This is a genomic window from Streptomyces sp. JJ66 (assembly GCF_019303495.1).
Classification (GTDB): domain Bacteria; phylum Actinomycetota; class Actinomycetes; order Streptomycetales; family Streptomycetaceae; genus Streptomyces.
The window spans coordinates 27,087-42,490 of the sequence record NZ_JAEVFI010000025.1; the positions used below are offsets into that span (position 1 = coordinate 27,087).

The 15,404-nt window shown below is 73.6% G+C and carries 15 protein-coding genes; 7 read left to right on the forward strand and 8 right to left on the reverse strand.

Annotated elements, in window-relative coordinates; genetic code table 11:
* Positions 1-257 precede the first annotated feature (257 nt).
* From paaA to JJV70_RS17395, 5 genes are all read left to right on the forward strand, one after another.
* The gene (gene paaA, locus JJV70_RS17380; protein WP_219048923.1) at positions 258-1,343 is read left to right on the forward strand and encodes a 1,2-phenylacetyl-CoA epoxidase subunit PaaA; all 1,086 of its coding nucleotides are present in this window, start codon (positions 258-260) and stop codon (positions 1,341-1,343) included.
* A complete protein-coding gene (gene paaB / locus JJV70_RS22890) occupies positions 1,340-1,633 on the forward strand; it encodes a 1,2-phenylacetyl-CoA epoxidase subunit PaaB (RefSeq protein WP_308294870.1) in 294 nt (97 codons plus the stop codon). The genes paaA and paaB overlap by 4 nt, the downstream gene beginning before the upstream one ends.
* Positions 1,630-2,361, forward strand: a complete 732-nt coding sequence (gene paaC / locus JJV70_RS17385; RefSeq protein ID WP_308294871.1) for a 1,2-phenylacetyl-CoA epoxidase subunit PaaC — start codon at positions 1,630-1,632, stop codon at positions 2,359-2,361. Before paaB ends, paaC begins: the two co-directional genes overlap by 4 nt.
* 215 nt (positions 2,362-2,576) lie before the next feature.
* Positions 2,577-3,059: a 1,2-phenylacetyl-CoA epoxidase subunit PaaD gene (gene paaD / locus JJV70_RS17390; RefSeq protein WP_257574123.1), complete on the forward strand. Its 483-nt coding sequence runs from the start codon at positions 2,577-2,579 to the stop codon at positions 3,057-3,059.
* Complete coding sequence (locus JJV70_RS17395; protein ID WP_219048926.1) at positions 3,060-4,112, forward strand: 2Fe-2S iron-sulfur cluster-binding protein; 1,053 nt, start codon at positions 3,060-3,062, stop codon at positions 4,110-4,112.
* A gap of 76 nt (positions 4,113-4,188) precedes the next feature.
* Here the strand turns inward: JJV70_RS17395 and JJV70_RS17400 are convergent, their stop codons facing one another.
* The 3 genes from JJV70_RS17400 to JJV70_RS17410 form a co-directional block, all read right to left on the reverse strand.
* Entirely contained in the window at positions 4,189-4,527 is a 339-nt protein-coding gene (locus JJV70_RS17400; RefSeq protein ID WP_219048927.1) for a rhodanese-like domain-containing protein, read from the reverse strand.
* Positions 4,528-4,615: 88 nt separating this feature from the next.
* The gene (locus JJV70_RS17405) at positions 4,616-5,425 is read right to left on the reverse strand and encodes a hypothetical protein (protein ID WP_219048928.1); all 810 of its coding nucleotides are present in this window, start codon (positions 5,423-5,425) and stop codon (positions 4,616-4,618) included.
* A gap of 50 nt (positions 5,426-5,475) precedes the next feature.
* Positions 5,476-5,868: a helix-turn-helix domain-containing protein gene (locus JJV70_RS17410; protein ID WP_219048929.1), complete on the reverse strand. Its 393-nt coding sequence runs from the start codon at positions 5,866-5,868 to the stop codon at positions 5,476-5,478.
* Between the two features lie 120 nt (positions 5,869-5,988).
* On the opposite strand from JJV70_RS17410, the gene JJV70_RS17415 reads away from it, so the two are divergent.
* Positions 5,989-6,588, forward strand: a complete 600-nt coding sequence (locus JJV70_RS17415; RefSeq protein WP_219048930.1) for an FMN-dependent NADH-azoreductase — start codon at positions 5,989-5,991, stop codon at positions 6,586-6,588.
* Positions 6,589-6,684: 96 nt separating this feature from the next.
* Here JJV70_RS17415 and meaB read toward each other — a convergent pair whose 3' ends face one another.
* Genes meaB through JJV70_RS17430 form a run of 3 tightly spaced genes read right to left on the reverse strand, consistent with a single transcriptional unit; the run spans position 6,685 to position 11,790 of the window.
* Positions 6,685-7,671, reverse strand: coding sequence for a methylmalonyl Co-A mutase-associated GTPase MeaB (gene meaB / locus JJV70_RS17420; protein WP_219048931.1), 987 nt, complete (start codon positions 7,669-7,671; stop codon positions 6,685-6,687).
* A gap of 16 nt (positions 7,672-7,687) precedes the next feature.
* Entirely contained in the window at positions 7,688-9,895 is a 2,208-nt protein-coding gene (scpA, locus tag JJV70_RS17425) for a methylmalonyl-CoA mutase (protein ID WP_219048932.1), read from the reverse strand.
* Entirely contained in the window at positions 9,895-11,790 is a 1,896-nt protein-coding gene (locus tag JJV70_RS17430) for a methylmalonyl-CoA mutase family protein (protein WP_219048933.1), read from the reverse strand. Before JJV70_RS17430 ends, scpA begins: the two co-directional genes overlap by 1 nt.
* A gap of 210 nt (positions 11,791-12,000) precedes the next feature.
* Here JJV70_RS17430 and cobF point away from each other — a divergent pair, with 210 nt between their 5' ends.
* A complete protein-coding gene (gene cobF / locus JJV70_RS17435) occupies positions 12,001-12,786 on the forward strand; it encodes a precorrin-6A synthase (deacetylating) (protein WP_219048934.1) in 786 nt (261 codons plus the stop codon).
* 242 nt (positions 12,787-13,028) lie between these two features.
* On the opposite strand, the gene JJV70_RS17440 is transcribed toward cobF, so the two are convergent.
* Complete coding sequence (locus JJV70_RS17440) at positions 13,029-13,775, reverse strand: cobalt-precorrin-6A reductase (RefSeq protein ID WP_308294873.1); 747 nt, start codon at positions 13,773-13,775, stop codon at positions 13,029-13,031.
* Between the two features lie 561 nt (positions 13,776-14,336).
* Entirely contained in the window at positions 14,337-15,371 is a 1,035-nt protein-coding gene (locus JJV70_RS17445; protein ID WP_374227311.1) for a thioesterase II family protein, read from the reverse strand.
* Between the last annotated feature and the right edge of the window lie 33 nt (positions 15,372-15,404).

Sequence of the window (15,404 nt, forward strand, 5' to 3'; positions counted from 1 at the left end):
GTTCGACTGCATTGCTTCCCCGTTCCCTCGGTCGCTCCCCAAGAGATTAGGCCCTGCCCGGCTCGCCCGGCCCGGCGTGGTGGGAGAGCGGAGGCGGGCGGACCGAGCGCGCCCCGCCGGGACGCACCGCGCGGGCCAAGCACCCCACCTTGACACCGGGTGGCGGTCCGGACACCATGGAACCGAACGATCGGTCGGTAGGGTGGCGCGGAGCGGCCGGGAAGCACCCCACGCCACTCCCACGGAGGGGTGCACGGATGACGACCACGCAATCGGAGCGGCCGGGGCTCCCGGAGCAGGACGCCGCCGCCCAGGAAGCCGCCAGCGAAGCCGCCTTCGACGCGGCCGTGGCAGCGGACGAGCGCATCGAGCCACGGGACTGGATGCCCGGCGCGTACCGCGCCACCCTCGTGCGCCAGATCGCCCAGCACGCCCACTCCGAGATCATCGGCATGCAGCCCGAGGCCAACTGGATCAGCCGCGCGCCCTCACTGCGCCGCAAGGCGATCCTGCTGGCCAAGGTGCAGGACGAGGCGGGTCACGGCCTGTACCTCTACAGCGCCGCCGAAACCCTCGGCGTCAGCCGTGACGAACTGCTGGACAAGCTGCACACCGGCCGCCAGAAGTATTCGTCGATCTTCAACTACCCCACGCTCACCTGGGCGGACGTCGGCGCGATCGGCTGGCTGGTGGACGGGGCGGCGATCACGAACCAGGTGCCGCTGTGCCGCTGCTCCTACGGGCCGTACGCGCGGGCGATGGTCCGCATCTGCAAGGAGGAGTCGTTTCACCAGCGTCAGGGCTACGAACTGCTGCTCGCCCTGACGCGCGGCACCGTGGCACAGCGGGCGATGGCGCAGGACGCGGTGGACCGCTGGTGGTGGCCCTCGCTGATGATGTTCGGCCCGCCGGACGACGAGTCGGCGCACTCGGCGCAGTCCATGGCGTGGAAGATCAAGCGGCACTCCAACGACGAGCTGCGCCAGCGCTTCGTGGACATCTGCGTCCCCCAGGCCGAGTCGCTGGGGCTGACACTGCCCGACCCGGAGTTGCGCTGGAACGCCGAGCGCGGCCACCACGACTTCGGCGCGATCGACTGGTCCGAGTTCCGGCAGGTGCTGGCGGGCAACGGCCCCTGCAACGAGCAGCGCATCACGCAGCGGCGCCGCGCCCACGAGGACGGCGCCTGGGTTCGGGAGGCGGCCGCCGCGTACGCCGCCAAGCGTGCCGCCGAGCGCACCCCGCCAGGCGGCCCGGCCCAGGGCGGCCCGGCCCAGACCGGCGACCCGGCGCAAGGCGGCCCGGCGCAGGCGGACGGCGCACAGACAGGAGAAGCAGCGTGACGCACGCCAAGACCGAGTGGCCGCTGTGGGAGGTCTTCGTCCGCGGCCGCCGTGGCCTGTCCCACACCCACGCGGGCAGCCTGCACGCGCCTGACGCCGAGATGGCGCTGCGCAACGCACGGGACCTGTACACCCGCCGCAATGAGGGCGTCTCGGTATGGGTTGTGCCCTCGGCGCAGATCACCGCCTCCTCACCGGACGAGAAGGACGCGTTCTTCGAGCCAGCCGCCGACAAGCCCTACCGCCACCCGACGTTCTACGAGGTCCCCGAGGGGGTGCCGAACCTGTGAGCGGGGCCCGCCCGGGCAGCCCGGGAAACCAGGCGGCCCTCGCCCTCGGTGACGACGCGCTGGTGCTGGCGCAGCGGCTCGGCGAGTGGGCCGGGCACGCGCCGGAGCTGGAGGAGGACGTCGCGCTCACCAACATCGCGCTCGACCTGCTCGGCCAGGCCCGCACCCTGCTGTCGCTGTGCGGGGACGAGGACGCGCTGGCGTTCCGCCGCGAGGAACGCGCCTTCCGCAACGTGCAGCTCGTCGAGCAGCCGAACGGGGACTTCGCCCACACCGTCGCGCGCCAGCTGTACTTCTCCACCTACCAGGAGCTGCTGTACGGCCAGCTCGCTGGCGGCACGGAACCGGTCGCGGCGCTGGCGGCCAAGGCCGTCAAGGAGTGCGCGTACCACCGGGACCACGCCGAGCAGTGGACGCTGCGCCTGGGGGACGGCACCGAGGAGAGCCACCACCGCATGCAGCGCGCACTGGAGGCCCGGTGGCGGTACACCGGCGAGCTGTGGCAGCCCGTCGAGGGGCTGGACGTGGACTGGGAGGTGCTGGAGACCACCTGGCGGGCGAGCGTCACCGGCATCGTCACGCAGGCCACGCTCACCGTGCCCACGGGGCCGCAGGGGTCGGCGTGGGCGGCCGGTGCCGGCCGGCAGGGTGTGCACACCGAGCCCTTCGGGCGGCTGCTGGCCGAGATGCAGCACCTGCACCGCAGTCATCCGGGTGCGTCATGGTGAGCCCCGACGGCACCAGCACCGCGCGAGCGGGCAGCCCTGACAGGCCGCACCACCCCGGCAACCCCGGCGGCGCAACGAGAGCCGACGCCGCCCCCCGCGAAGCCGAAGCCGATGCCGAAGCCGCCCCCCGCGAAGCCGATGCCGACGCCGCCACCCGCGTATCCGACACCACCACCCGCGAGGCCCCCGCCCCCGGGTACGCCGACGAGACGCCGCTGGAGGCCGAGCTGCGCGCGCTGGCCGGGTCGGTGCCCGACCCGGAGCTGCCCCAGGTCAGCCTGGCCGAGCTGGGCGTACTGCGCGCGGTGCACCTCACCGGCCCGGGCCGCGTCGAGGTCGAGCTGACGCCGACGTACACCGGCTGCCCGGCGGTCGAAACGATGGCCGAGGACGTGGTACGCGTACTGCGCGAGCGGGACGGCGTGCGGGAGGTCGCGGTGCGCACCGTGCTCTCCCCGCCCTGGTCCACCGACGACATCACCGCCGAGGGCCGCCGCAAGCTGGCCGGGGCGGGCATCGCCCCGCCCCGCCCCACGGCGTCCGCCGATGGCCCGGTGACGCTCGATCTGGCCATCCGCTGCCCGCACTGCGGCTCCACCGACACCGCGCTGCTCAGCCGGTTCTCGTCCACCGCGTGCAAGGCGCTGCGCCGGTGCGTCACCTGCCGGGAGCCGTTCGACCACGTCAAGGAGCTCTAGGTGAACTTCCATGCGCTCCGCGTCGCGCGGATCGAGCCGCTGACCGAGGACGCCGTGGCCGTCACCCTCGCCGTCCCGCCCGAGCTGCGCGCGACCTACCGGCACCGGGCTGGCCAGCACATCACACTGCGCCGCGTCATTGACGGCGCCGAAGTCCGGCGCACCTACTCCCTGTGCACCCCGGCGAGCGCTGACCCGGTGCTGAAGGTCGGTATCCGGCACGTGGAGGCGGGCGCGTTCTCCTCCTACGCGCTGAAGGAACTGGCGGTCGGGGACGAGGTGGACGTCATGCCGCCCACCGGGCGCTTCGTGCTCGACCCGCGCCCCGGCTACTTCGCGGGGATCGTCGGCGGCAGCGGCATCACCCCGGTGCTGTCCATCGCGGCGACGCTGCTGGAGCAGGAGCCCGCCGCCCGCTTCTGCCTCGTCCGCAGCGACCGCACCGCCGCCTCGGCGATGTTCCTGGAAGAGACGGCCGAGCTGAAAGACCGCTTCCCCGAGCGGCTGCACCTGGTCCCCACCCTCTCCCGTGAGGAGCGGCAGACGGGCCTGCCCTCCGGCCGGCTCGACGCCGACCGCCTGACCACCCTGCTCCCGGCCCTCCTCCCCGTGCCCGACATCGCCGGGTGGTTCCTGTGCGGCCCCTTCGGCCTGGTGCAGGGTGCGGAAGCGGCGCTGCGCTCGCTGGACGTGCCCCGGAACCGGATACACCAGGAGGTCTTCCACGTCACCGCCGCGCCCGCCCAGGCCGTCGCCGTCACCGCGCCGGACGCCGAGACGGCCAGCGTGACGGCCACGCTCGACGGCCGTGGCGGAACCTGGCCCGCGCGGACCGGGGAAAGCGTGCTGGACACGGTGCTGCGGCACCGCGCCGACGCCCCCTACGCCTGCAAGGGCGGGGTCTGCGGCACCTGCCGCGTCCGGCTGCTGGACGGCGAGGTGCGCATGGACACCAACTACGCGCTGGAGGCGGACGAACTGGCCGACGGCTACGTCCTGGCCTGTCAGTCCCACCCGGTGACGCCGACGGTGACGGTGGACTTCGATACCTGACCAACCCGGCGGCGGACGCCCGCGGGAGGCGGGACGAAGGGGGCGGAGGCCAAAGGCCGGGACGAGGGAACCGGGTTTACAGCACGAACGGTTCGCCCCGGTCGGAGACCAGGGGGCGGCCCGCGGCGGCCCAGTCGAGCATGCCGCCGTCCACGTTGACGGCGTCCACCCCCTGCGCGACGAGGAACTGCGTCACCTGCGCCGAGCGGCCACCGACCCGGCAGACGACGTGCACCCGCGCGTCACCTGCCTGCTCGCTCACCTCACCGGCGCGGGCGACGACCTCGCCGATCGGGATGTGCAGCGCGCCCTCGGCGTGCCCGGCGGCCCACTCGTCGGGCTCGCGCACGTCCAGCAGGAAGCCGTCAGCCGGGACGTCGGACGCGGCCACGGTCGGGATGGGGGCGAAGTTCATCGTGCGGGGTTTCCTCTCACGGTGCTGCGGTGCTGCGAGGTGTGGTGAGCGGGGGCGGGGGCGGGGGCGGGGGCGGGGGCAGGCGCGGTCAGCGTCCAGCCCGCAGGTCCGCCAGGCGCGCCTCGCGCTCGCGGACCTGGGTGGCGAGCTGCTCGGAGATCTGGGCCAGCAGTCCGTCCGGGTCGTCGTCGGCCAGCTTGAGCATGGAGCCGATGGCACTGTTCTCCAGGTCGGCGGCGACCTGGCTCAGCCACTCCTTGCGTGCCGCCAGCCACTCCAGGCGGGCGTACAGCTCCTCGCCGCGCGTCAGCGGGTCCGGCTCCGGGCGCGGCCCCGCCGCCCACTCCTCGGCGAGCGCGGCGAGCGCGTCCTCGTCCCCGTCGGCGTAGGCCCGGTTGACCCGGACGACGAACTCCTCGCGCCGGGCCCGCTCGGCCTCGTCGGTCACCAGATCGGGGTGTGCCTTGCGCATCAGCTCGCGGTAGCGGCGGCGGGCCTCCTCGCTGGGCCGCACCCGCTGGGGCGGTGTCACGGACGCGTCGGTGAGCATGGCGTGGGCCTCTGGCGACATGCCCTCGGATTGCAGCCAGCCGCCCAGCAGCTCGTCCACGCCGGGCATCGGCGCGACGGCGGCCCGGGCCTGGCGGGCTTTGCGCACGTCGTCCGGATCGCCGGTACGGGCGGCGACCGCCTCGGCGATCTCGGCGTCCAGCTCGTCCAGCCGCTGGTACACCGGCCCCAGGCGCTGCTGGTGCAGGCGGGAGAAGTTCTCCACCTCGATGCGGAAGGTCTCTACCGCGATCTCGTATTCGATCAGCGCCGTCTCCGCCGCGCGGACCGCCTGTTCCAGCCGCTCCGTCGAGGGCTGGGGCTCGTGCTGCGTACTCACCCGGGCCACCCTACGCGCCCCACCGCCACCCGATCAGCCGACGGCCGCACGGGCCCGCGTCATTTCTGGGGCTGGAACGCGTTCGGGCAGGCGGCGCCGCCCTCGGGCAGGTGGGCATCCGCCCAGCGGGTCAGCTCCACCATGGCCGGGCGCAGGGCCAGCCCCGCGTCGGTCAGGCGGTAGCTCACCCGCAGTGGTGGCCCCTCATCGACGGTGCGCAGCACCAGGCCCAGGCCCGCCAGCTCGGCCAGCCGGTCCGAGAGCATGCGCTCGCTGATGCCCGGCACGGCGCGCCGTAGCTCGGCGAAGTGCCCGGGGCCGTTCATCAGCGCGGCGATGACCATGCCCGTCCAGCGCTTGCCCAGCAGTGCGAAGACGCGCGTGACGCCGTACTCGGGTGGGGAGCAGCCGCTCCCTGATCCGCTGTGGACTGCGTCACGTAGCTCGGCCATGCCACTAGCCTACTGCACCGACACAAGGGACTTTAAAAAAGTAAGCAACATGTGCTATTACTAGTAACGAACCACAATGCACCAACTTACTTCTCTCTTGAAGAGGCTCCGGAGGACCCCATGACCACGCTGCTGCACCTCGACACCTCCCTCAACGGCGCGCACTCCGCCTCCCGCGCCGTCACCGCCGCCTTCCGCGCCGCCTGGGAGCGCGAGCACCCGCGAGGCCACGTCGTCTACCGCGACCTGGCCGCCGACCCCGTGCCGCACCTGGACGCCGACGGCCTGTCCTCAGACCTGCGCGAGACGCTGATCCGCGAGCTGGAGTCCGCCGACGCGGTGCTGATCGGCGCCCCGATGTACAACTACGCGGTCCCCTCCACGCTCAAGGCATGGCTGGACCACGTGATCGTGAAGGGCCGCACGGGGCTGACCGCGCAGCCGTCGGCCGCGGGCACGCCGGTGACCGTCGTCGCCAGCCGTGGTGGGGCCTACGGCCCGGGGACGCCGCAGGAAGGCCACGACTTCGTGCAGAACTACCTGCACTACGTGCTCGGCACGGTGCTCGCGCTCGACGTCTCCTTCATCGTCCCGGAGCTGACCCTCGCGCCACATGTTCCGGCGATGGCCGAGCTGGTTCCGCTCTTCGAGCGCTCCCGCGCGGACGCGCTGGTGGCGGCGGAGACCCACGCGAAGTCCGCTGCCGCGCGGGTGGGGTGAGGCCCCGGCTTCGGGGAGGCAGAAAGCCCCCGGCCGAAAGGCCGGGGGCGGGGCCGGGTCAGGGGCCGGGGCCGGGGTCAGTGCCGCGTCAGGGGCCTACCCCGTCTCGCCGAACGCGGCGAGCAGCCGTTCGGCGGCCAGCGACGCGGGCAGGGTGCCCGCGCGGACGTCGGCTTCGAGGCCCGGTGCCAGCGCCCGCACCGCGGGGTCCCGCGCCAGCCGGTCCAGCAGCTGGTCGCGGACCATGGCCCACACCCACTCCACCTGCTGGTCTGCCCGACGCGCGGCCAGCGCCCCGGTGCTCGCCAGCAGCGAGCGGTGCGCCTCCAGCCGCTCCCACAGCTCCTCCAGCCCGGTGCCCTCGGCCGCCGAGCAGGTCAGCACCGGTGGCGTCCACTCGGCGTTCGGCGGTTGCAGCAGCCGCAGCGCGCCGGACAACTCGCGCGCCGCCGACTTCGCCTCGCGGGCGTGCGGCCCGTCCGCCTTGTTGACGGCCACGAGGTCGGCCAGCTCCAGCACGCCCTTCTTGATGCCCTGCAGCTGGTCCCCGGTGCGGGCCAGGGACAGCAGCAGGAAGGTGTCGGTCATCGCGGCCACCGTCGTCTCGGACTGGCCGACGCCGACGGTCTCCACCAGCACGACGTCGTACCCGGCGGCCTCCATCACCACCATCGACTCGCGGGTCGCCCGCGCCACCCCGCCGAGCGTGCCCGCGCTCGGCGAGGGCCGCACGAAGGCGTTCGGGTCCACCGCGAGCCGCGCCATGCGGGTCTTGTCGCCCAGAATGGACCCGCCGGTACGCCCCGAGGACGGGTCCACGGCGAGCACGGCGACGCGGTGACCGCGCCCGGTCAGCAGCGTCCCCAGGGCGTCGATGAACGTCGATTTGCCCACGCCCGGCACGCCGCTGATGCCGATGCGGCGCGCCGAGCCGGTGTGCGGCAGCAGCTCCACGAGGAGTCGCTGCGCGAGCTCCCGGTGGTCGGGGCGGGTGGACTCCACGAGCGTGATGGCGCGCGCGATCCACGCCCGCTTGCCCTCCCGCACGCCGCGTGCGTAGGTGTCCAGATCCGGTGCGGCCATGCCGTCAGCGCCCGCCCTACAGGGTGTGGCCGAGGCTGGCGGCCAGCGAGCGGACCAGGTCGTGCGCGGCCTCCGGGATCACCGTGCCGGGCAGGAACACCGCCGCGGCGCCCATGTCGCGCAGCGGCCGCACGTCGGCGGGCGGGATGACCCCGCCGACGACGATCATGATGTCCTCGCGTCCCTGCGCGGCCAGCTCCTCGCGCAGCGCCGGGACGAGCGTGAGGTGCCCGGCGGCCAGCGAGGAGACGCCGACGATGTGCACGTCCGCCTCGACGGCCTGCCGCGCGACCTCCCCGGGCGTCTGGAACAGCGGGCCGACATCGACGTCGAAGCCGAGGTCGGCGAAGGCGGTGGCGATGACCTTCTGGCCCCGGTCGTGCCCGTCCTGCCCCATCTTGGCGACCAGGATGCGCGGGCGCCGGCCCTCGGCGGCCTCGAAGTCGCTCACCAGAGTGCGCGTCGCCTCCAGCGCGGTGGACTGCCCGGCCTCGTCTCGGTACACACCCGAGATCGTACGGATCTGGCCCGCGTGGCGTCCGTACACCTTCTCCAGCGCGTCCGAGATCTCCCCGACGGTCGCCTTGGCGCGGGCGGCGTTCACGGCCAGGTGCAACAGGTTGCCATCCAGCGAGCCGCCGTCCACGTGACCTTGCTCGGCGGCGTGGGTCAGCGCCCGCAGCGCGTCCTGGCACACCGCCTCGTCGCGTTCGGCGCGCAGCCGCCGCAGCTTGTCGATCTGCTGGGCGCGCACCGAGGAGTTGTCAACCTTCAGCACCTCGATCTGCTCGTCGCTGGCGACGCGGTACTTGTTGACGCCGATGACCGGCTGCCGTCCGGAGTCGATGCGCGCCTGGGTGCGCGCGGCCGCCTCCTCCACCCGCATCTTGGGGATACCGGCGTCGATCGCGCGGGCCATGCCCCCGGCCTGCTCGACCTCCTGGATGTGCTGCCAGGCCCGCCGCGCCAGGTCGTACGTCAGCTTCTCGACGTACGCGCTGCCGCCCCACGGGTCGATGACGCGGCACGTGCCCGACTCCTGCTGGAGCATCAACTGGGTGTTGCGGGCGATGCGGGCGGAGAAGTCGGTGGGCAGGGCGAGCGCCTCGTCCAGCGCGTTGGTGTGCAGCGACTGGGTGTGGCCCTGCGTCGCCGCCATCGCCTCCACACACGTACGGGTGACGTTGTTGAACACGTCCTGCGCCGTCAGCGACCAGCCCGAGGTCTGCGAATGCGTGCGCAGCGACAGCGACTTGGGGTTCTGCGGGTCGAAGCCCTTGACCAGCTTCGCCCACAGCAGCCGCGCCGCGCGCAGCTTGGCGACCTCCATGAAGAAGTTCATGCCGATCGCCCAGAAGAACGACAGCCGGGGCGCGAAGGCGTCCACGTCCAGCCCGGCGCCCAGGCCCGCGCGCAGGTACTCCACACCGTCGGCCAGGGTGTAGGCCAGCTCCAGGTCGGCCGTCGCCCCGGCCTCCTGGATGTGGTAGCCGGAGATGGAGATCGAGTTGTAGCGCGGCATCTTCTGCGAGGTGTACGCGAAGATGTCGGAGATGATCCGCATCGACGGCTGCGGCGGGTAGATGTAGGTGTTGCGGACCATGAACTCCTTCAGAATGTCGTTCTGAATGGTTCCGGCCAGCTTCTCGGGCGGCACGCCCTGCTCCTCGGCGGCGACGATGTACAGCGCCAGCACCGGCAGCACCGCGCCATTCATCGTCATCGACACCGACATGCGGTCCAGCGGGATGCCGTCGAACAGCTGCCGCATGTCGTAGATCGAGTCGATCGCCACGCCCGCCATGCCGACATCGCCGGTCACACGCGGGTGGTCGGAGTCGTAGCCCCGGTGCGTGGGCAGGTCGAACGCGACCGACAAACCCTTCTGCCCCGCCGCCAGGTTACGCCGGTAGAAGGCGTTGGACTCCTCGGCCGTGGAGAACCCCGCGTACTGGCGCACCGTCCACGGCTGGTTGACGTACATCGTCGGGTACGGGCCGCGCAGGTAGGGCGCGACGCCCGGATAGGTGGCCAGGTGGTCCAGGCCCGCGAGGTCGTCGGCGGTGTAGAGCGGCTTGACGCCGATACCCTCGGGCGTCTCCCACACCAGCTCGTCCACACCCTGGCCCGCCTGCGCCTCGACGGCCGCGCGCCAGGTGGACGCGTCCCCCTGCGGCGCCGCGGTGCCCAGCTCGACGCCGGTGAAGTCGGGAATCTGGCTCATCACTGCACTCCCAGCTCGTCCAGGACGCCGCTCAGCAGCGCCACCGCGTCACCACCCGCGGCGACGTAGCCGTCCACGCCCGCCGCCTCCAGGCTCCCGCGCAGCTCCCCCGGGCGGCCAGCGAGGAACACCCGCCGCACCCCGGCTTCCTTCGCCGCCCGCGCCACGGCCTCGGCCTGCTCGGCGTAGACCGCGTCGCTGGAGCACAGGCACACCACACCGGCGCCCCGGGCCGCCGCTGCGGCGGTCTCGGCGTCCACCGGCGTGAGCCGCGGTGCGATGCCGCCCGCCTGGAACAGGTTCGACGCGAACGTCACCCGCGTCGTGTAGGCCGCCGCGCTGCCGAGCGCCAGCAGCGGCACCGTGGGACGCGCACCGGTGTCCGCCAGGTGCGCGTCCGAGCGGGCGCGCAGCGCCTCGTACGCCTCGTCGCGCCGCACCCGGGGCAGGCCGCCGCCCGGCTGCTCGGGCGGCACGTCCCGGCGCACCGGCTCCTCGTCGAGCAGCGGGAACTCGCTGACGCCGGTGACCGGTTCGCGCCGGTGCGCCAGCTCCTCGGTGCGCTGTGCCCACGTCGCGGCCAGCCGCTCGCGCACCAGGCCGTCGCGCAGCGCCGCGAGCTGACCGCCCGCCCGCTCGATCTCCTGGAACCACGCCCACGCGGCGCGGGCCAGCTCGTCCGTCAGCCGCTCGACGTACCAGGAGCCGCCCGCCGGGTCGATCACCCGGGCGACGTGCGCCTCCTCGATGACGATCGTGGAGGTGTTGCGGGCGACGCGGCGCGCGAACGCGTCCGGCAGCCCCGCCGCGTGGTCGAACGGCAGCACGGTGACGGCGTCCGCGCCGCCCACCCCGGCGGCGAGCGTGGCCACCGTGGTGCGCAGCATGTTCACCCACGGATCACGGCGCGTCATCATCACCGGCGAGGTGACCGCGTGCTGCCGCTGCGCCGCCGCGCCGGAGGTGACGCCGCACGCCTGCGCGACCCGGGCCCACAGCCGCCGCGCCGCGCGCAGCTTGGCGATGGTGGTGAACTGGTCGGCGCTGGCCGCGTACCGGAACTCCAGCTGGCGGCAGGCGTCCTCGGGGCTCAGGCCCGCGTCGGTCAGCGTGCGCAGGTAGGCCACCGCCGTCGCCAGCGAGCAGCCCAGCTCCTGCGCCGGGCTGCCGCCCGCCTCGTGGTAGGGCAGCGCGTCCACGGTCAGCGTGCGCAGCCTCGGGTGGGTGCCGGACACGCGCCGCGCCCAGCGGGCGGCGGTCTCCAGCAGCTGCGACGTCGGCCCCTCGTCCCCGGTGCGCGCCAGCAGGCCCAGCGGGTCCGCGCCCAGGTTCCCGGCCACGTCCGACGGCGACACCTCGCGCTCGCCGTGCACCCGCAGCAACTCACTCGCGGCGGCGTCGAACTCCTCACCCGCGTCCAGCACGACCGGGGCCAGGTCCAGGTAGACGCCGTCCAGCGCGGCGCCGAGCGCGGACACCGGCAGGCCCGCGCGGCCCAGCACCAGCCACACCGAGCTGACCCCGTTCTCCAGGTCGGCCAGCACGGCGTCGTTGGTACGGGCCACGTCCGCGCTGCGGTGCTGCTGGCGCACGTCCCAGCCGGCGGGCGAGTTGCCCTTCGGCGTCGCGCCACGCACGTAGGGCGCGAACCCGGGGAACCCGGGGACGTCGGCGCACCCGGCGCCGCCCTCGGGGGCGTCCTCGGCGGTGTACAGCGGGCGGGTACGAAGCCCGTCCTGGAGCGGGGTGGACAGCGCTTCCTCGGCTTCCGTCCCGGTGACCTCACCCGCGCCGGACTTACGCAGCACGTTCGTAACGAGGCGCTGCCACTGCTCGCGCGTGACAGCGGGGAACTCGGCGGCCAGGGAGAGCCCGTCGTCAGGCTGGACCGTCATGCCCGCAGGCTAGGGCGTGAACGCTCGTTCCGCAGCGGAGCACAGCTGTGACCTTGGACTCTCCGGTCAGTTTCACCCGCTCCCCGCTCCGGCCCACCCTTGCGGCGTCCCGGCCCCCCGCACAGCACGCCCCGATCCGCCCGCGACGCACCCCACCCCCGGCGCACCCCGCCTACCCGCGTGCCCCGGCCGCTGCGGCAGACTCACCCCGTGCGACGAATCCTGGTGATCGGCATCGGAGCCGGCGACCCCGAACAGCTCACCCTGCGGGCGGTCCGCGCCCTCAACGAAGCCGACGCGTTCTTCCTCCTCGACAAGGGCCGCGCCAAACGCGACCTCATCGACCTGCGCGAAGAGATCCTGCGCCAGCACGTGACGCGCGCCGACTACCGCGTCATCGAAGACCGCGACCCCACCCGCGACCGCACCACCCCCACCTCCGACCGTACCGGCGCCTACACCCAGGGCGTGGACGACTGGCGGCAGGCCCGCGCCGACATCTACGAACGCCTCATCCGCGACGAGCTCGCGGACGGCGAGTGCGGCGCCTTCCTGGTGTGGGGCGACCCGGCCCTGTACGACTCCACCCTCGGCATCCTCGCCGACGTCCTCGCGCGCGGCACCGTGTCCTTCGAGCACGAGGTGATCCCCGGCATCAGTGCCGTCTCCTCGCTGGCCGCCCGCCACCGCACGGGGCTGAACCGGGTGGGCGGCGCGGTCCAGATCACCACCGGGCGCCGCCTGGCCTCCGGCTTCCCGGCGGAAGCCGACGACGTGGTGGTCATGCTCGACGCGCACCAGACCTTCACCGACTTCGCCGACGACCCCAGCCTGCACATCTACTGGGGCGCCTACCTCGGCACCCCCGACGAACTCCTGGCCTCCGGCCCACTCCCGGAAGCGGCGCCCCGCATCACCGCGCTCCGCGAGGAGGCCCGCGCGCGCAAGGGCTGGATCATGGACACCTACCTCCTGCGCCGCACCGCGCCGGAGTGAGCCCGCAGAGCGACGAGCGGCAGGGTCCTCCCCTGACCGGGCGGGCACGGGTCCGTCCGTCCCGGGGCGCTTCCCAGCGGTAGCCGGGACGCCGGTAGCTGGAGCGCCGGTAGCCGGGACGCCGGTGGCCGGACGACGGGCCGCAGCCAGCGCCACCACGCGGCGGGCGGGCCGCGGGGAGTCCGAGGGCAGCGCCCACTGTTCGGTGCGCCGGAGCCCCCCGGCCGCAGGCCACGGGATGGTCAGGCGCGCCCCAGGCCAGCGACCCACCGCACCGCCCCCGGGACGTCGGCCACAGCACGCACCCCGCAGGGCGCCGCAGGCCGCCGCACCACCAGCACCGGCACCCCCAGTTCCCGCGCGGCCGTCAGCTTCGCCACCGTCGCCGTCCCCCCGCTGTCCTTGGTGACCACCACGTCCACGCCCCACCGGGTGAGCAGCGCCCGTTCGTCCGCCACCGTGAAGGGCCCGCGAGCGAGCAGTACCTCCCGGTGCCGGGGCAGCGGCGGGGACGGCGCGGTCACCGCCCGCACCAGGAACCAGCACGGGTCCACGCCTGCGAACGGGGCGAGTTGCTGCCGCCCCACGCTGAGGAACACCCGTCTCCCCAGCGACGGCACCACCGCGGCCGCCTCCGCCACGGAGCCGACGTCCACCCAGCGGTCGCCGGGTCCGGCCTCCCACCCGGGCCGCCGTACCGCCAGCAGCGGCACCCCGGCCGCCCGCGCCGCCCGCGCCGCGTTACCGCTGATCCGTTCGGCGAAGGGGTGCGTGGCGTCCACGACGGCGTCCACCCGGTGCTCACGCAGCCACGCCGCGAGCCCGTCTGCCCCGCCGAACCCGCCGACCCGCACCTCCCCGGGCAACGCCACCCCGTCCGCCACCCGCCCAGCCAGCGACGACGTCACCCGCGTCACCCGGGGCAGCGCGGCCAGCTCCCCGGCCAGCCGCCGCCCTTCCGCCGTCCCACCCAGCACGAGTACATGCACACCCCCACTGTCCCAGCCGTCCACCCCGGGGAACGACGCGCCTCCAAGCCCCCACGGGTCTCCGAGAACAGCCCCGAAGCTCCCACCGCGCCCACGAGAGGCACAAGACCACGAGAACACGAGAAAGGGCCTCCTCACGGCGAGTTTCCTCACCGCGAGGAGGCCCTTCCATCGGTACCTCAGGTGTGGGGCACCGACGAACCCCGCTGGCCATGGTCTATGTGGGTACGTACGGAGATCGTTTCCCGCGCTGATCCAGATCATTTCCCACCGCCCTGGTCAGAGGCTGCCGACCCCCACCACCTCACCCGCTACCCGGGCACCCTGGCCTTCCACCTGCCCGAACGCCGGCCCTGGCAGGATGCCTTCGAGGTGTGGTTGACGGCCGTCGGCCTGCTGCCTGCCGACCCGCCTCTCGCTGCCCTGCCCACCCACGACCAAGGACTCCGGAGAACCGGCACCGACACGGCCACCCGACGATCACCCGCACCCACCAGCGGAAACCCGCGTCGCCGGAATCACCCAGAACGGCTCACCAGAACCCGCCCGGTGGATCCAGGCTCAGGAGCCTTGATCGGCGAGACGCGGGGGCAGGGCGTCGGATGGGACCCCAAGCGTTGCCCTCAGGCTGTGGACGAAGAGCTCCGGCTCCGCCGTGAAGTAGAAATGGTCCCCCGCGAATACCCGGACGTCGCAGGCCGCCAGGGTGTGGCGGCGCCAGGCTTCGGCGTGCGCGGGGCGGACCTTGGGGTCCGTCTCTCCGATGAAGACGGTGATCGGGCAGGCCACCACCGTCCCCGGACCGGTCGGGTAGCTCTCGATGGCCTCCAGGTCGCCCCGTATCGCCGGGAGCAGCAGCTCGACCAGCTCCGCCTGGTTGGCGAAGGCTCGGTCGGTGCCGCCGAGGTCCATCACGGCCGCCAGCACGGCCTCGTCGTCGAGGAAGCGGATCCCTTCGTCGACCCGGTCCGAGGGGGCACCGGCCGCCGAGGCGACGATCCGGTTCGGGGACCGCCCGGTCTCCCGCTCCATCCGGCGGGCCACCTCGAACGCGACGATGGCGCCCATGCTGTGGCCGAAGAACACCGGTCGGCCGGACAGCCAGGGGCGCAGGGCCTCGTGGGCTGCGTCCGCCAGCTCCTCGATCGAGGTCAGTGCCTCCTCCCCCAACCGATCCGCCCGCCCCGGGTACTGGACCACCAGGACCTCCACGTCGGGGGCCAGGGCCTGCGACAGCGGATACCAGTAGCCTGCGGACCCGCCCGCGTGCGGGAAGCAGATCAGAGTGCGCCGCGCGCCTGGGGACGGGTGGAAGCGCCGGACCCAACGGTCCCGCCGCTCCGCATCCGACGCGCCGCTCGCCGTCTTGCTCACGCGCTCACCAGCCCCGTTCCCGCCAGGCCGGCAGGGCCGGCCGCTCCGTACCCAGGGTGCCGTCGCGCCCGTGGCCGGGGTGGAACCGGGTGTCGTCCGGCAGCCGGGCGAACAGGCGTTGTTGTCGGTGTCCTCGTTCACGGACACCTTGGTCACGGTCAGGCCCGTGAGCTCCAGCACGGCCGCCGGGCCGCCGGGGGTCACGTCACCGGTGTACGGCATCGTCGGTCTCCTTCCTCGGTCTCCTCCCCTGAC